General features: G+C 72.6%; 5 protein-coding genes. 3 read left to right on the forward strand and 2 right to left on the reverse strand.

The features are described from left to right. Nucleotides 1-613 precede the first annotated feature (613 nt). Entirely contained in the window at nt 614-2,032 is a 1,419-nt protein-coding gene (locus AB0M93_RS00180) for a hypothetical protein (protein ID WP_364266225.1), read from the reverse strand. A gap of 944 nt (nt 2,033-2,976) precedes the next feature. Then, on the reverse strand, nt 2,977-4,566 hold the full coding sequence (locus AB0M93_RS00185; RefSeq protein WP_364266228.1) for a GMC oxidoreductase: 1,590 nt from the start codon (nt 4,564-4,566) through the stop codon (nt 2,977-2,979). Nucleotides 4,567-4,852: 286 nt separating this feature from the next. On the opposite strand from AB0M93_RS00185, the gene AB0M93_RS00190 reads away from it, so the two are divergent. Genes AB0M93_RS00190 through AB0M93_RS00200 form a run of 3 tightly spaced genes read left to right on the forward strand, consistent with a single transcriptional unit; the run spans nt 4,853 to nt 16,886 of the window. Further along, entirely contained in the window at nt 4,853-6,478 is a 1,626-nt protein-coding gene (locus AB0M93_RS00190; RefSeq protein ID WP_364266231.1) for a PfaD family polyunsaturated fatty acid/polyketide biosynthesis protein, read from the forward strand. A 26-nt stretch (nt 6,479-6,504) separates the two neighbouring features. Beyond that, nucleotides 6,505-12,468, forward strand: coding sequence for an SDR family oxidoreductase (locus tag AB0M93_RS00195; RefSeq protein WP_364266234.1), 5,964 nt, complete (start codon nt 6,505-6,507; stop codon nt 12,466-12,468). Further along, on the forward strand, nt 12,450-16,886 hold the full coding sequence (locus AB0M93_RS00200; RefSeq protein ID WP_364266237.1) for a hypothetical protein: 4,437 nt from the start codon (nt 12,450-12,452) through the stop codon (nt 16,884-16,886). The genes AB0M93_RS00195 and AB0M93_RS00200 overlap by 19 nt, the downstream gene beginning before the upstream one ends. Nucleotides 16,887-17,036 lie beyond the last annotated feature (150 nt).

Raw genomic sequence — 17,036 nt, forward strand, 5'->3', positions numbered from 1 at the left:
CTACCTCGGTGCGAGAGTCGTGGTGTTGTCTACACATTCATCCCTGTGCACGAGGGCTGCGGGGCGTCTGCACGGGCTGCTCGTTCGCACCGGGCCGCAAGGGCATGCCCACCGTCGCCGGCAAGCCCGAGCTCGACTTCCTGGGCAAACAGGTGCTCACCAGCCGCAACCCCCGCGGCGGTCAGTAGGTCGACTTCGCGCTCGGCGACCTGGATCACCGGGTCGAGTACCACCTGAAGAGCTGCCACCGTGTCCTGCCGTACAGGCATGGGGTGAGCGCTCTTTACGAGAGGGGCGTGCCTGCCGTCCGGCGCTGACCGCGGCCGCGGCCTTCATCAGTTCGAATTCCCACGGAACTTGCCGGCGTGGGGCGTCGACCGCGGTTGACCAGCGGCGGTGTCGCCTTGCGCATCGGCGGAGCACTGCCCGGCGGCGGCTGGAGCATGCCGACAGTGGTGACGTCTGCGAGAGCTTGTCCGAATTCGGTGTCGTGCGACCAACCGGGCAGCTCGGGTCGAACGCCCGGACCGGCGAGGCCGGCGGCCGCGGGCACCGGGGTGCGGGGTTTGTGCAGCCGGATGAGGTGGACGCTGGTGTGTGGCCGCGTCGAGCGTCATCGCCGCGATGACAGTGTCGTGGTGCTGGGGCTGCTGCCACTCACCCAGCGCAGTGGATCGGCGGTGTGCTCGGTCAGCCGCTCCGTCCGTCCCAACGTCTGGTGCACGACGGAGTAGTCGCGATGCGGATGCAGCCGCCGACGGAACGTGTGCAGTGCCGAGTGCACGCGTCCGGAGCGGACCCAGGAGCATTCGTCCAGGAACCGTTGCCAGGTCGCACACGCTTGTTCCGCATCGCCTTGACGCAGTTGCAGCTCGGCCAGCTGGTGCGTGGTCAGCAAACGCGCACGCCGTTCGGCTTCCGGCCGGTACCGCAGCGACTCCCGCAGTGCGTTCTCGGCGTACCGGTAGTCGTGCAGCGATGCCAATGCCTGGCCCGTAAGGTGCTTCAAGTCGGCGTGGTCGGTGTCCCCGTTCGGTTGCCGCAGGTCGTCAGCTTTGTCGAGGTACCTTTCGGCCGCTGCCAGCCGGGCGAGTGCAGTCTTGCGGTCGGACATGGCCGCATGTGCGACGGCCGCCTGCCCCGACAGCACTGCACGTGTTCCGAGACGCTGAGATGTGCCGATCCGGTCCACCGCGGCTTCCGCCAGCCGCGCCGCGCGGCGGTAGTGGCCGAGGAAGCATGCCTGTGTACTCATATCGCGGAGCACCAGGGCGTGGCCGGTTCTGTCGCCCGCCTCGTCGGCCAAGAGGAGCGCTACCCGGTGGTAGCGCTGGGCGAGATGGTGGTGCAGGTCGTCGAAGCACATAAAGCCGATGAGGCCGGTAAGCCCGGCCGTGGTGCTGATCAGTTGGCCGCGTGTGCATTCGGCTGTGGTCGAACGCGCCAACCCGACCGTCTCGGTCTCCAGGTAGGCGGCGAGCGCCAAGCGTGCGTGGCCGCCGCCGAACGCCCGGTCGGCGGCGGCGAAGGCCGAAGTCATCGCGGTAAGTGCCGCCAGGAGCCCGGACTGGTGGCCACCGTCGAGGGCCGGGCGGGGACGAAGTCGGTCCGGGCGCTCACACCACCGGGGTGCCGATGCCCAGGTGACCCGGAACGGCTGCTCGCGCAAAGCGGTCCGCTGGCGCGGCTCCAGGTCCGACTTGAGCAGTCGATGCAGCGCCGCGAAGCCGGAGTCCCGGGTTGAGAAAGCGGAGTCGACCTCCTCGGCGGCCGGGTCCGCCATGCCCGTGTCCGTCGCGTAGACCGGGCGGCCGAGCCGGCGGGACAGCGCTTCGGCGGCGAACGTGGGCACCGGCGGGCGCGGGCGGGTTCCGGACAGCCAGTGCGAGACGCTGGTCCGGTCGTAGTGCAGCCTGATACCGGCTTCCGCGGCCACGCGGTTCACCGCGAGGGAAAAGTTGTGGTTGGTCCACCGCGCTTCTGCGAGCAAGGCGCGGAGGAGGTCGTTGCGCGTGTGCTTCCGCAGTGTCACGGCTCTCCTGGTCGAACGCGTGTCGCCGGCGCAGCAGGGTCGTTACCACGTCCGGTGATGTGATCGGGCAGGTGTCCCACTCCTGGTCTCGGGTTCCAGTCAACGGGCAGACCCGGACGGTCGGCCATCGGACGGTGGGGTGAGACCGGACGTGATCGCTCCCTGGTATGCAGAGTGGTATCGACCGGCAGGAGCTCACACAACGTGCCCGTCGGCTGCGTGCTGCGCACCGGACAGGTGGGCTTGGAGCACACTCGTCAGCACACCAGAAATCGGAACTACGGAGCGTGTACAGTGCGGTGTGGCGCTCGTTCTGCTCCTTTCGGGGAGAGGTGGATCCGGCGCGATGGGTTTGACCGGGCTCCCTGACAATTCGTCAATCGGGTCTGTCGGCGCGGATGCGACGACGTCGACATGGCGGCGCACCGACTGTGGAAGTGAAAGTTTCGGAATGCGACCGACCGCGGACTTGCCGGCCCCCGGCCAGGTGACACGGTTTCCAGGAGATGGTGCTTCCCGGTCGGAAGCGGCGCCATCGAGGTCGATGAACTCCGCCGGCGACCTCCGAATGATGTGCACCAGATTGTTGGCGCCTCGCGTGACTAGCCTCTCGCCTGGTGAGCCTGCGCTGGCCGGCCCGGAGCGGGCCGGGCTCCGCCGCATTCCGGAAGCGAAGGGATCGGATCGTCACCGGGCCTGGCAGCCGGCGAGCGAAAGAGTTGCTGCAGGCTCACTCGACACTCGCCGTCACCAGCGCGTGGCAGCCGGCCGGTGGGATATCCGGCCGATGCCTGTGTCGGCCCTGTGGTGTCATCGGGCCCGTTCACGCTGGCGTCTACCGCGACGCCGGGTACCTCATCAACGAGGAGCGTCGTTGATGAGGTACCCGGCTACCGGGACAGGTCGCCGCCGGTCGGTCCCGGAGAGCGTCGTAGGTGCTCGTTTCAGATGGTGGTGCCGATGTCGTGCGCGGTGATGTGGTCGAGGCAGCGTTCGGCGAGGGCGGTGATGGTCCAGGACGGGTTGCAGCAGGCCGTGGAGCCGGGGATGAGGGCGCCGTCGGTGACGTAGAGGCCGGGGTTGTCGTGGACGCGGCCGTGCGGGTCGCAGACGGGGCCGATGACGGCGCCGCCGAGGGGGTGGAAGGTGGTGGGGTCGGCGGCGTTGCCGGGGGTGAACGCGCCGCCGCTGGTGAGGGTCATGCGGAGGGTGGCGGCGTCGAGGGCGGCTTCGACGTTGAGATCGGCGGTGGGTGGCCAGATCAGCTGCGCGTTGTCGGTGACCGGGTCGTAGACGAACTCGCCGTGTCCCGCCGGGATGCCCATGCCCACGACGTACATCGAGAACGTCTCGGTCTCGAAGGGCGCGGGTGTGTGGAACAGGGTGACCGGTCCGGTGTCCGCGTCCCAGTCCAGCATTGCGACGGGGGACGGGCCGCCCTGGTAAGGGAGGGTGGGCCGGAGAGGATTGGTGCGGAGGTAGAGGCGATCGCCGTTGTTGCCCCAGTATCGGCCGACGTCGGCGGGGAGACCGGGCAGGGTGCCGGTGGCCCGGGCGCGGACGAGCAGCCGGGAGGTGTTGGCCGAGCCGGCGTTGAGGAACAGGGCGTCGGTTTCGACGGTGACGTTCTCCAGGACGGTGCCGTCGGTGTCGATGCGGCGGCAGCGCAGGACGTAGCGGTGGCCGGTGCCGGCGGTGACGTCGGTGACCACGTGCAGGGGGGCGATGGTGACCAGTCCGGTGGCCAGTGCCTGGGCGAGGTAGGTCTTGTCGGTGGAGTGGCGGGCGCCGTTGTTGACGCCGTAGAGCACGTCGCCGTGCGCCGACCACGGCGGCAGTTCGCCGCGCAGTTCGGCGCGCACCACGTCCCAGTCCATCGGGTGGTTGACCCGGACCGGCTGTCCCCCGGCGAGGGCGGCGTCGGCGAGGAACTGCCTGCTGGAGGTGTAGCGGGTGTGGTTGAGCACGTCGTCCGGGATCGGCGAGTAGCCCAGCATGGCGGCGACCCGCGGGTAGTACACCGCTGCCATCTCGTCGTAGTCCACGCTTGAGGGCATCACCCGGGTGAACAGTTCTTCCGACGGCTGCAACGAAACGCCCTCGTAGTGCAGGGAACCGCCGCCGACACCGGCGCCGCACAGCACGCTGAGGCCGACCCCGCGGACGCGCTCGACCAGACCGGTGTAGGGCTGGAACACCGCCGGCGGCGACGTGGGCATCACCGGCGCCGGCTCCAGCCAGCTCACCCGGCGGTCGGGGTGGTAGAACCGCGGAAACGTGTTGTCGTTGGGGTAGCTGTTCCACCACCGGCCCCGCTCGAGCACCAACGTCCGCACGCCGGCCTGCGCCAGGCGCAACGCCGCCACCGAGCCGCCGAAACCACTGCCCACCACCACCGCCCGGTACGTCTCCTCCCGCGACGGCACCGTGGCCGGCACGGCCGAGGCCGTCGACGCGGGCAGCACGGCCGCGGTAGCCGCAGCACCGACACCGGCCAGCAGAGCACGCCGGGACAGACCACTCGCCTCGCTCATACCGATTCCTTTCACCCGCCTTGTCGTGTACTCAACATCAAGGGCCGGCCGCGGGGACGGCAATGGTGCGCTCGGACCCGGCCACCCGGCTCGAACAGGGTGGTGGCAGCGCTCCCACCACGTCCCTTCCCTCCGGCAGGACGGGGTCCGCCCACACGCGCCGCGGCGGTTCATCACGCTTCCGGGCCAGCACGATGAGGCGGCTTATGCGGCCCATCGGAGGGAAGCAGACTCGGTCAGGTGGCTCCCCACCGATCCGCGGTGGGGACGGAGAGTGGGAGAGTGGATGTCTGCCGGTTCCGAGGTGCGGTCCCAGGCGCGGAGCGGACAGCCCCGAGACGCGGCCTCGGGCCGGGTGGTCTTCGACCCCGCCGGCCTGGCCGCGGCGGCGGCACGTGTGCGTGAGCCGACCCACGTGGTGACGGCCGGCGGCCACTCCGGTGTGGCGTTCGGCCCGATGACCGATGCGGTGGCGACGCCCTTCGGGGACGGCCACCACGTCGGCACGCTGCCGGCCCTCTACCCCGAGTGGTTGGGCGACCTCGCGTTCTGCCGTGACCACGGGACGCGCTTCCCCTACGTGGTGGGCGAGATGGCCAACGGCATCGCCACGGTCGGCATGGTGGTCGCCGCGGCGCGGACCGGCCTGCTCGCCTTCTTCGGGGCGGCCGGCTTGCCCGTGTCCGTTGTGGACGCCGCGGTGGACGAGTTGGCCTCCGCTCTGCCCGGGCGAGACAACTGGGGTGTCAACCTGATCCACTCGCCCGGCGAGCCGGCGGTGGAGCGCCACGTTGCCGACCTGTTGCTGCGCCGGGGTGTCCGCCGGATCTCGGTGTCCGCGTTCACCGAGCCGACCGCTGCCGTCGTGCGCTGCGCGGCCACCGGCCTCCGGCGTGGACCGCATGGGGTGCACCGCTCCGTTCACCTGTTCGCCAAGGTTTCGCACCCCGGCGTGGCCGAGCGTTTCATGTCCCCCGCTCCGGCGAACCTGCTGCGGGCGCTGGTCGACGAGGGCGCATTGACCCCAGAGGAGGCCCGGCTCGCCGCAGAGGTCCCGGTGGCCGAGGACATCACGGTGGAGGGGGACAGCGGTGGGCACACGGATAACCGGCCCCTCGCGGCTGTGCTGCCTGCGGTAATGTCGGTGCGCGACGAGGTGGTGCGGCGCCACGGCTACAGCAGCCCCATCCGCGTCGGCGCGGCCGGCGGGTTGGGCACGCCGGCCGCCGTGGCGGCGGCGTTTTCGCTGGGTGCCTCGTACGTGTTGACCGGCTCGGTCAACCAGTCCGCGGTGGAGTCCGGTTTGTCCGACGACGCCAAGGCGATGCTGGCCCGAGCCGACATCGCGGATGTCGCGATGGCGCCGGCCGCCGATCTGTTCGAGTTCGGCGGCAAGGTGCAGGTTCTGCGACGCGGCACGCTGTACGCCTCGCGGTCGGCGAAGCTGTACGAGGTCTACCTCGACCATCCTTCACTGGAAGCGGTACCCGAGTCGCTGCGCGTGAAGCTGGAACGCGAAGTCCTGCACGCCACGTTCGCCGATGTGTGGGAGGAGACCGCCCGGTTCTGGCGGGCGAACGACCCCGGTGAGCTGCTTCGCGCCGAGAACGAGCCCAAGCACCGCATGGCCCTGGTGTTCCGCTGGTACCTGGGCAAGGCCAGCCGGTGGGCCATCGCCGGCGATCCCGGCCGCCGCACCGACTACCAGGTCTGGTGCGGCCCGGCGATGGGTGCGTTCAACCGGTGGACTGCCGGCAGTCACCTCGCCGAGCCCGCCAACCGGTCGGTCGCGCAGATCGCGTTGAACCTTCTGGAGGGAGCCGCCGCGGTGACCAGGGCGCAGCAGCTGCGCGGCCACGGTGTCCCCGTCCCCACGACCGCTTTCTCCCCCGCCCCGCGCCGATTGGCCTGACAAGCACGGAGTCGCACGTGGAAACGATGACCGATCCGCCCCACCCGCGCCAAGTCCCGATCGCGGTCGTCGGAGTCAGTGCGCTGCTGCCCGGCTGTGACGCGATCGAGGACTTCTGGCGGGCAGTCCTCACCGGACGGGACCTGATCACCGAGGTCCCTCCGACGCACTGGCTGGCCGAGGACTACTACGACCCCGACCCGTCCGCCGTGGACAAGACCTACAGCCGACGTGGCGCGTTCCTGGGGCCGACCGACTTCGACACCCTGTCGTTCGGAATTCCGCCCAAGGCGCTGGCCGCCACCGACACCACGCAGCTTCTCACGCTGGTCGCGGTCGAGCAGGTGCTCACCGACGCCTTCGGCGACCGGACGGCGCCCGACGGGGAGAACGTCGGTGTCGTGCTCGGCACAGCGGCGGTGGAGCTGCTGTACACCATGGCCGCGCGGATGCAGCGTCCCGTGTGGCTCAAGGCGCTGCGCGAGTCGGGCGTCGCCGAACCCGAGGCGCAGCGGATCTGCGACCGCATCGCCGGGCACTACCCCGAGTGGCAGGAGGAGACCTTCCCCGGGTTGCTCGACAACGTCGTCGCCGGCCGCGTCGCCAACCGGTTCGACTTCCACGGCGCCAACTTCACCACGGACGCCGCCTGCGCGAGCTCCTTGGCTGCCCTGTCGGCGGCCGTGGACCAGTTGTCGCTCGGCCGTGCCGACGTGATGATCACCGGTGGGGCGGACACCGCCAACGACATCCTCATGTACATGTGCTTCTCCAAGACGCCCGCTATGTCGCCGTCGGGCGATTGCCGGCCGTTCTCCGACCGCGCCGACGGCACCGTTCTGGGAGAGGGCGTGGTGGTGTACGCGCTCAAGCGCCTCGCCGATGCCGAACGCGACGGCGACCGCGTCTACGGGGTGATCAGGGGAGTGGGCAGCTCGTCGGACGGACGGGGCGCCGCCGTCTACACCCCCGTGCCGCAGGGGCAGGCCCGGGCGCTGCGCCGGGCGTACCGGGCGGCCGGGTACGGCCCGGAGACCGTGGAGCTGGTCGAGGCCCACGGCACGGGCACCAAGGCGGGCGACGCCGCCGAAGCCGCCGGGCTGCACGAGGTGTTCGGCTCCGGTGGGGACAGGCCCCGGTGCGCGGTCGGCTCCGTCAAATCACAGTTGGGGCACCTGAAGTCGGCGGCGGGCGCGGTCGGCCTGCTCAAAGCGCTGCTGGCGGTGAACCACGGCGTGCTGCCCGCGACCGCGAAGGTGGAACGGCCCAACCCGGACCTCCACTGGGACGACGGCCCCCTCTACCTCAACACCGCGCCGCGTCCGTGGGTCCGCGACGGTTCCCACCCGCGTCGCGCCGCGGTGTCGAGCTTCGGGTTCGGCGGCAGTAACTTCCACGTGACGATCGAGGAGTACCGGCCGGGGACCGGCTCGGCCGCGCGCCGGGCACCCCGTTTCCGCGCACTGCCCGCCGAACTGGTCCCCCTCAGTGCGTCCTCGCCGGCCGAGTTGCTCGCCCGGCTGGACGAGCTCGCCGAAGGCGGCCCGTTGACGGCGACGGCCCGGACGGCACAAGGCGCCTTCCGGTTCGAAGACGCCCACCGTGCCGCCTTCGTGGCAGGTGACCGGGACGAGCTGCTGCGCGAAGTGGACCGGGTGCGGCGACAGGTCGAGGCACGGCCGGAGGAACCGTTCTCCACACCGGCCGGCTCCCACTACGCGGCCGGGGAGGCCGAGCCGGGTGGGCTGTGCCTGCTGTTTCCCGGCCAAGGCAGCCAGTACCCCGGCATGGGCGGGGACGTGGCTATGCATCTGCCGAAGGCGCTGGCAGCGTGGGACCTGGCCGCGTCGGTCGCCATGGGCGAGCGCGCCCTGCACGAGGTGGCGCACCCGGTGCCCGTCTTCACCGATGCCGATCGCGAAGCCCAGCGGGAAACGCTGACCCGGACGGAATGGGCCCAACCCGCCCTCGCCGTGAACAGCCTGGCGCTGCTGGAGGTGCTGCGGTCGCTGGGCATCCGTCCGGATTTCACCGGCGGGCACAGTCTGGGCGAACTGGTCGCCCTGCACGCCGCCGACGTCATGGACGCGCCCACCCTGGTGCGCCTCGCGCGCGAGCGCGGCGAGCTGATGGCGGGGGTGAACGCCGAACCGGGGGCGATGCTCGCCGTCAGCGCCCCGCCGGCACGGGTTCGGGAACTGCTCCGGGCTCTCGGTGACGACGGGTTGTGGGTGGCGAACCACAACGGTCCGGACCAGGTGGTCGTCTCGGGCCGGGTCGGCGAGGTCGAACGCCTGAAGGGCCTCTTGGACGGCGAAGGCATCCGGTCGCGGCGCCTGGCCGTGTCACACGCCTTCCACAGCCCGCTGGTCGCCGAGGCCGGCGAGCCGCTGCTCGGCTTCCTCTCTTCCGTGCCGGTGCGCCGCCCGAGCGTGCCGGTGCTGGGCAACCGGGACGCGGCACCGTACCCGGACGACCCGGACGAGATCCGGCGCACGCTGGCCGGCCAGCTCAGCTCGCCGGTCCGGTTCGCCGAGCAGGTCGAGGCCCTGTACCGGCGCGGTGCCCGCACCTTCGTCGAGGTGGGTGCGGGTTCGGTGCTGACCGGCCTGGTGGATGCGGTGCTCGGCGACCGGCCCCACCGGGCGATCAGCACCGACTCCCGCCGCGGCCACGGTGTCGCGAGTTTGTTCGACGCGCTGGGGCGGCTGGCCGTGGCCGGTGTGCGGATGGACTTCACCGCGCTGTGGGAGTCCTACGGTCGTGGTGAGCCGGAACCGAAGCCGACGGCGGACCGGGCGACCGTGCCCATCCTGGGCGCCAACTGCGGTAAGCGCTACCCGCCGGAGGGCGGTGCCGTGGCACTCCCGCCACCGGTGCCCTCGCAGCCCGCGCCCCCGATGACCGGTGCAGTGCCCGCCGGTCCGCCCGTCCCCGCGGCACCGAGCCGGTCCGCCCCGGACCCGGCCTGGCTCGCCGCGGTGACGGACACACAGCGGGAGACGGCCGCGGCGCACGCCGCGTACCAGAAGGCCATGGGGGACAGCCACACCGCGTTCCTGAAGCTGGCCGAGGTGTCGCTCGCCGGCATGGCGGCAGTGGTCAACGGCGACGGCACCTCCCCGGCAGCGGACATCCCCCGCGCCCCCGAGGCTCCGCCGGCACCCGCGCCCCTGCCGGAGGCGGTTCTTCCCGCCGCACCAGTGCTGCTGCCCGAGGCGCCGGCGCACCTGCCGCCCCCGCTCGGGACCCCACCGGGCACCGTCCCCGCGCCGGCCCCCACGCCGGCTCCGCTCGCCGAGCCGGAACGGGAACCGGCGCCCGCCGATCTGGAGTCGGTGCTGCTGGCCGTCGTGGCGGACAAGACGGGTTATCCGGTCGAGATGCTCAACGGGGAAATGGACCTGGAAGCCGACCTCGGCATCGACTCCATCAAGCGGGTGGAGGTGCTTTCCGCGCTGCGGCAGCAGGTCGACGGATTGCCGGAAGTGGAGGCGGCGCGGCTGGGCACCCTGCGGTCGCTGCGCGAGATCGCCGACGTGTTCGGCGAGGTGGTGGCGGAAGGAGCAGCCGCTACGACGCCCGCCGTACCCGCACCCGCACCCGCACCGTCGGTGGCGCTCGAGCCGCCACCGGGCGAGACACCGACCGTGCCCGGCCGGGCCGCGCCCCCGCCGGGGCGACCCGACCGGCTTCCCCTCGTCCGGCTGATCAGGCGCGCGGTTCCCGCGCCGCTGCCCGGGCTGCGCGCACCCGGTCTGTCCGCGGACCCGGTCACCATCACCGCCGACGGGGGCGGTGTCGCCGAAGCTCTGGCCGCCGAACTCGTCGGACGCGGGATACCGGCGGAGGTGGTCACCGACGTCCCCGCCGGCACTCCGGCCCTCGTGCACCTCGGGGGACTGCGGCACGTGGGATCGGCGGGCGACGCGCTCGTGGTCGAGCACGAGGTGTTCCGCGACCTGCGCCGGGTGTCTCCGCGCTTCCGGCGGGAAGGTGGCCTGCTGGTCACCGTGCAGGACACCGGGGGTGACTTCGGTGCGAGCGGGCGCCAGCCGGAACGCGCGTGGCTGGGCGGTGTCGCGGCGGCCGCGCGCACCGCCGCCGCCGAGTGGCCGGACGCCGTGGTCAAGGCACTCGACTGCGAACGCGGCGACCGCGCCCCCCAGGAGATCGCCCGCGTCCTGGCGGCGGAGCTGCTGGAGGGCGGACCGGCGTCGGACATCGCGCTGCGGGCCGACGGCTCGCGCACGGCACTCGCCCTGGTCCCCGCGTCACCCGCCGAGCGCGACGACCGGATCGGTCCCGGTTCCGTCCTGGTCGTCAGCGGCGGGGCCCGCGGTATCACCGCGCAGGCCCTGTGCGGGTTGGCCGAGCAGTTCCGCCCCCGGCTCGTGCTGCTGGGGCGCACCCCGCTCGCGGACGAGCCGGTCGAGCTGCGCGACTGCCCCGACGTGCAGTCCCTCACCCGCGTGCTGGTCGAACACGAACGCGAGCGCACCGGGGAAATGCTCACCCCGGTGGAGGCGGGCACCCGGGCCCGGGACGTCTTGGCGGGCCGTGAGCTGCGGCGTGCCTTGGCCGAGCTGCGCACCGCCGGCAGCGAGGTCCGCTACCTCCAGGTCGACGTGCGCGACGCGGCGGCCGTGGCCGCCGCGCTCGCGTCCGTGCGCACCGAGTGGGGTCCAATCACCGGGATCGTCCACGCCGCCGGCGTGCTGGCCGACCAAGCACTCGAAGACAAGACCGACGAGCACTTCGACCGGGTCTTCGGCACCAAGGTCGACGGCCTGCGGTCGCTGTTGGCCGCCACCGCCACCGATCCGCTCGACCTGATCTGCGTCTTTTCGTCGGTGGCCGCCGAGTTCGGCAACGTCGGCCAGGCCGACTACGCGATGGGCAACGAGGTGCTCACCCACGTCGCGCTGGCCGAACAGGCCGGACGTCCCGGTTGCCGGGTCCGGTCGATCGCGTGGGGGCCGTGGCGGGGCGGGATGGTGACCCGGGCGCTGGCCAAGCGGTTCGACGAGCGCGGCGTGCCGCTGGTCGACCCCGGTGCGGGGTCCGCGGCCTTCGTCGCCGAGGTGACCGGTGCCCACCCGGATGTCCACGTCGTCGTCGCCGGTGAGGGCACGAGGACCCTGCACGGCGGAGAACGCCGCCTGACGGCCGAAGTGGTCGTCACCGACGCCGCTCACGGCTACCTGGCCGATCACAGCGTGGCCGGCACACCGGTGCTGCCCGTGGCCCTGGCGCTGGAGTGGTTCCGGGCGCTGGCCGCGGTGTGGCGCCCCGGGGGTCCGGTCACGGTGGGCGACGTGCGGGTACTGCGCAAAGCCGTGCTGCCCGACCTGGCCCGGGGCGGGCACCGGTTCACGGTGCGGGGCCGCGAGCGGGTGGTCGCGGAGGAGGCCGTGCTGGAGGTGGAACTGCTCGGCGAATCCGGCGCGGCGCACTACCACGCGACCGTCTCCGCGAGCGCGGGATCACAGCGGAGCTGGTCTCCGCCGTCGAGCGGCGAACCGCTCGACCCCACGCGGGTCTACGACGGCGTCGTGCTGTTCCACGGCCCGCGGTTCCAGGTCCTGGACGGTCCGCCCGTGCTCACGGCCGACGGCGCGACCGGCGTCGTGCTCGGCCTGCGGGCGGTCGGCTGGCCGGACGGCCCGTGGCACACCGACCCGGCTGCGGTGGACGGGGCGCTTCAGCTGGCGGGACTGTGGGCCGCCAGGCGGTTGGGTGGTGCGTGGCTGCCGATGTCGGTGGGGCGGTTGCTGCTCGGGCGGCATGGGCCGGTGTCTGCTCCGGTGCGGTGCGCCGTCCTCGTCGGGGACGCCGAGCGGGATGTCGTCACCTGCGACGCCAGGCTCGTGGACCAGGCGGGCGAACTGGTGGCGGAGCTGGCGGACGTGGTGTTCGTGCGCCGGCCCGACGTGCCGGTCGACGAGCCGGTGGAGGAGGGGGACGCCCGGTGGGCCCTGAACAGGTAGCGGTCGTCGCGGTGGCCGTCCGGACCCCGGACGGCCGGACGGTGGACGATCTGCGCCACTGCCTGCTCGACGGTGTTCCGTGGCAGTCCGGTCCGGGGAACGGGACCGACCTGGTGCCGGATGCCGCCCGGGAGGCCGCACGAGCCGCGGGCTTGTCCTGCTGGGCCGGGGACACCACCGAGGACCTGCACGAGGCGGTCCGGGCAGTGGCCGCACGCCGTCTCGACACCGCGGTGGTGACCTCGGGAGCAGCCGGCTGCGCGGTCGCGGTGGTGCTCAAACGGCACACCGCCGCGCGGCGGGACGGGAACCGGTCGCTGGCGCTGGTCGAGGACCTCGGTGCCGAGCCGGCCGTCGAAGTGCCGCGGCCCGACCGGTCGTGGCCGGCGGGCGGGAACCTGCTGCGCGTGGCGTGCGCCGTGCTGGCGATCGCCCACCGGGCCGCGCCCAGGCCGAACGCGCCCGCCCGGTCGCTGATCGGCACGCGGGACACCTCGGTGGCCACCGCAGCCGGGCCGGTCCGGCTGCGGCTCGCCGACGCGGTGCCCTGGGTGGTGGGGGCACCGGTGTCGTGGCACGTCTACTCCGGTGCCGACCGCGGCGAGGTGCTCGCGGCCCTGAGGGCCGGACGACCGGGGGACGACGGACCCGCGAGGCTGGTCGTGTGGTCGGCCGGTGGTGACCCGCCGGCCGGTGTCGAATCCGCCGCGGAGCGGTGGCTGCAGAGCGGCGGTCCGCAGCCGGACGGGGTGGCGTACCGGGACCGGCCGTTACCGGGGCAGGTCGCTTTCCTGTTCGGCAACGGCGCCGCCTCCTACCCCGGCATGGGCGCGCAACTGCTGCTTGCGTTCCCGGACCTCGTGGCCCGTCTCGAACGGCGCTACGGACCGCTCGGTGACCTGATCGGCGTCACCGACGGCTCCGCACTGCCCAGGGCGCTGCGGCAGATCTGGGGCTCGGGAGTCCTGGCGGGAGTGCACCACGGGGTGGTGGCGGAATTGCTCGCCCTCCGGGCGGACGCCGTGGTCGGCTACTCCTCGGGTGAGATGACCGCCCTGGTCGCCACCGGTGCGTGGCGCGACGCGGACGAGGTGGTCCGACGGGTTCGAGACTCCTGGCTCTACACCGACGGGGTGGTCGGCCGGTTCGACGTGTGGCGCCAGGCGCGCCGGGGCGCCGGGGCGGCCGGTGGCGAGTGGTCCTGCCACCTGATCGGCGCCTCGGCCGAACAGGTGAGACGGGCGATCGAGGGGGAAGCGGCCGCGTACTTGATGCTGGTCAACTCGCCGGAGTCCTGCGTGGTGGGCGGCGACCCGGCCGCGTGCGCCCGCGTGGTGCGCCGGCTCGGCGAGCCCTCGTGGGAGGTCGACTACCCGATCGTCGCGCACGTGCCGGAGCTGGCCGGGGTGTGGGATCAGCTGTGGCGGCTGTACCACCACCCCACGGTCGACGTCGGGGCCACCAGGTACTACTCGTGCGCCACCACCGGCTGGTACTCGCCGACACCGGACGCCGTGGCCGACGCGCTCGCCGCACAGCTGGTCGGGACGGCCGATTTCGCCGGAACCGTGAGGCGTGCGTGGGAAGACGGCGTGCGGGTGTTCGTGGAACTCGGCCCCAAAGGGTTGTGCGCCAACTGGGTGCGCCAGGTGCTTGGGGAACGGGAGCACCTGGCCGTGGCACTCGACGTGCCGGGGGCGGGAGGCATCCGCCAGCTGCTGCGGGCCGTGGCCGAATTGACGGCGGCGGGCGTGCGGATGGACGTGCCGGCGTTGCTGGGCCGGCTCGTGCGGGCTCCGCTCCACCCCGTACCGCCCTCGCCGCTGGTCGCCTACCACCGGCGCGTGGGCCGGCTGCACCAGGAGTTCGTCGAGCGGGAGGCGGTGGTGCACCGCAAGTTTCTCGACCTGCGCGCCGGGGTGGACGCCCTGCTGCGCGGTGCGGGCACCACCGGGGAGCCCGCTTCGCCTGCCATTGTCCCGCGTCCCGCTGTCCCGCCCGCCGCTCTGCCCGGCACCGGCCCGGCTCCGCTGTTCGGGCGTGCCGAGCTGGAGCGCCACGCCGAGGGCCGGGTCGCGGAGGTCTTCGGGCCGCGGTTCGCCGGGCCTCACGGCACCCGATGGCGAACCCGGCTGCCCAAGCCGCCGGTGCTGCTCGTGGACCGGGTCGTCGCACTGGACGCGGAGCCCGCGTCCATGACCGGCGGCGCGATCCGCACGCAGACCGATGTCCGTGAAGGCGGCTGGTACCTCGACCCCACCGGACGTGTGGCGCCCGCCTTGCTCGCGGAGTTCGGACAGGGCAACATCCTGCTGCTGAGCTGGCTCGGTGTGGACCTCCGCACCAGCGGGGAGCAGGTCTACCGGATGCTCGACTGCGAGGTCACCCACCACGGCAGCCCGCCGGGTGCCGGCGACACGGTGGACTTCGAGACCACTGTCGAGGGGGTCGCCGAACACGGCGGGGTGCTGCTGGCGTCCTTCCGCGCCGACTGCCGCGTGAACGGCGCGCCCCGGCTGACCGTGCGCCACGCCCGCGCGGGTTTCTTCGCCCGGCACGAACTCGGGGGAGGGGCCGGGATCGCGTGGCGGCCGGAGGCCGAACCCGTGCCGCAGGGACCGCTGGACCCGCCCCGGCGCAGTGCCACACGGTCGGCTTTCGGCCCGCACCAGGTGCGGGCGCTGCTCGACGGCCGGCCGGCCGACTGCTTCGGCGGCGAGTGGGGGCAAACCCGGTCCCACGTGCGCACACCCCGCATCGCGGGTGGCCGGCTGCGGGCGCTGGACGAGGTCACCGCGCTCGACTGGACCGGTGGACCGTGGGGGCGCGGCCATCTGCGTGCCGAGAGCGCCATCGTGCCCGACGAGTGGTACTTCGCAGCTCACTTCGAGGACGATCCGTGCATGCCCGGGTCCCTGATGCTCCAGGGCTGCCACCAGGCGATGGCGTTCTACCTCAGCGCCACCGGGTGCACCGTCGAGCGGGACGGGTGGCGCTTCGAGCCGGTGCCCGACCGCCCCGTCCGGCTGACCTGCCGGGCCCAGGCGACTCCCCGCAACCGGCGGATCGTCTACGAGGTATTCGTCAGGGAGCTGTCGACCGGGACCCGGCCGACGTTGGTCGCCGACGTGCTGTGCTCGGTGGACGGTGTGGGGGCACTGCACGCACGGGGGCTGGCGGTGCGCCTCGTGCCGGACTGGCCGCTGGACCAGTGGCGTTCGGGACCGGCGGTGCCGCGTGGGACCGCACCTGCGCTGCCGTCCGCCGAGCTGGGCGGGCTGGGTGGTCACCACGAACCCCGGGTGGTCGCGGAATCCGACGGATTCCGCTTCGGCTACGCCTCGCTGCTGGCGTGCGCGTGGGGCCGCCCCAGCGATGGATTCGGCCCGGCCGCCGCCTCGCTGGACGACGCGGAGCACATCGCACCGCGCTGCCCGGGGCCGCCGTACCACTTCATGAGCCGGATCGCGGAGGTGACCGGCCCGATGGGTGGCCTGCGCGCGGGCACGGCGGCCGAGGTCGAGTACGACGTTCCCGCGCTGGCGTGGTTCTTCGAGCACGACGATCGCCCGGTGATGCCGTTCGCTGTGCTGCTGGAGGCGGCCCTGCAACCCTGCGGCTGGCTCGCCGCGTACAGCCACGGGTTCGACCCGGACCGCAGGTTCCGCAACCTGGACGGCGCCGTGACGGTGCTGGCCGAGGTCGGGCCGGGCGCGGGCGTCCTGCGCACCCGCGCCGAGATGCGCGAGTCCGCCACGAGCGGCGGCACCACGATCCAGCGGTTCGCCGTCGAGTGCCGCCTCGGGGACACCCCGGTGCTGACCATGTCGACCACCTTCGGGTTCTTCCCGCCGGAGGCGTTCGCCGGACAGAGCGGCCTGCCCGCCGGCCCGGCGCACCGCGCGGCCTTGGCGGAGCCGTCGGAGTGGCACGAGCAGTTGCGCGGCGAGTGGCGCCCGGGTACCGGCCTGCCCTCCGGCGACATGCTGCGCGTGCTCGACCGGATCACCGGGTACTGGCCTGACGGGGGGCGGGCGGGACTGGGGCGGATGCGGGGGGAGAAGGAGGTCGACCCGGGCGAGTGGTTCTTCCGCGCGCACTTCTTCCAGGACCCGGTGCAGCCCGGTTCCCTCGGCTTGGAAGCGATGTGTCTGCTCGTGCGGTGGTACGCCGTCCGACGTGGGCTCGGCCGCGGAGCGGTCGGCGCGCGCTTCGAGCCGGTGGCGCTCGGGCGGCCGGTCACGTGGAAGTACCGCGGGCAGGTGCTGCCGGCGAATCGGATGGTGATCGTCACCGCGGATGTCCTCGAGGTGGTCGAGGAGCAGCACGGGCACCTGGTCGTCGCCCGGGCGGAACTGTGGGTCGACGGGAAGTGGATCTACCAGGCGGATTTCGGTGTCCGCATTGTGGTGGATTGAGATCGGATCGGTGGCCGGAGTGGCGACTAATGTGCCCAAAACTGGAATATTCCAAAGATGGCAGAGTGTCGAGACAGCCTCGTGTGGGCGGATGCGCCGAACGTGCCGTCTAATCTGAAATTTCCGGTAGAACAGCCTGAATGGACGCTA

The organism is Amycolatopsis sp. NPDC051102 (assembly GCF_040682815.1).
Classification (GTDB): Bacteria; Actinomycetota; Actinomycetes; order Mycobacteriales; family Pseudonocardiaceae; genus Amycolatopsis.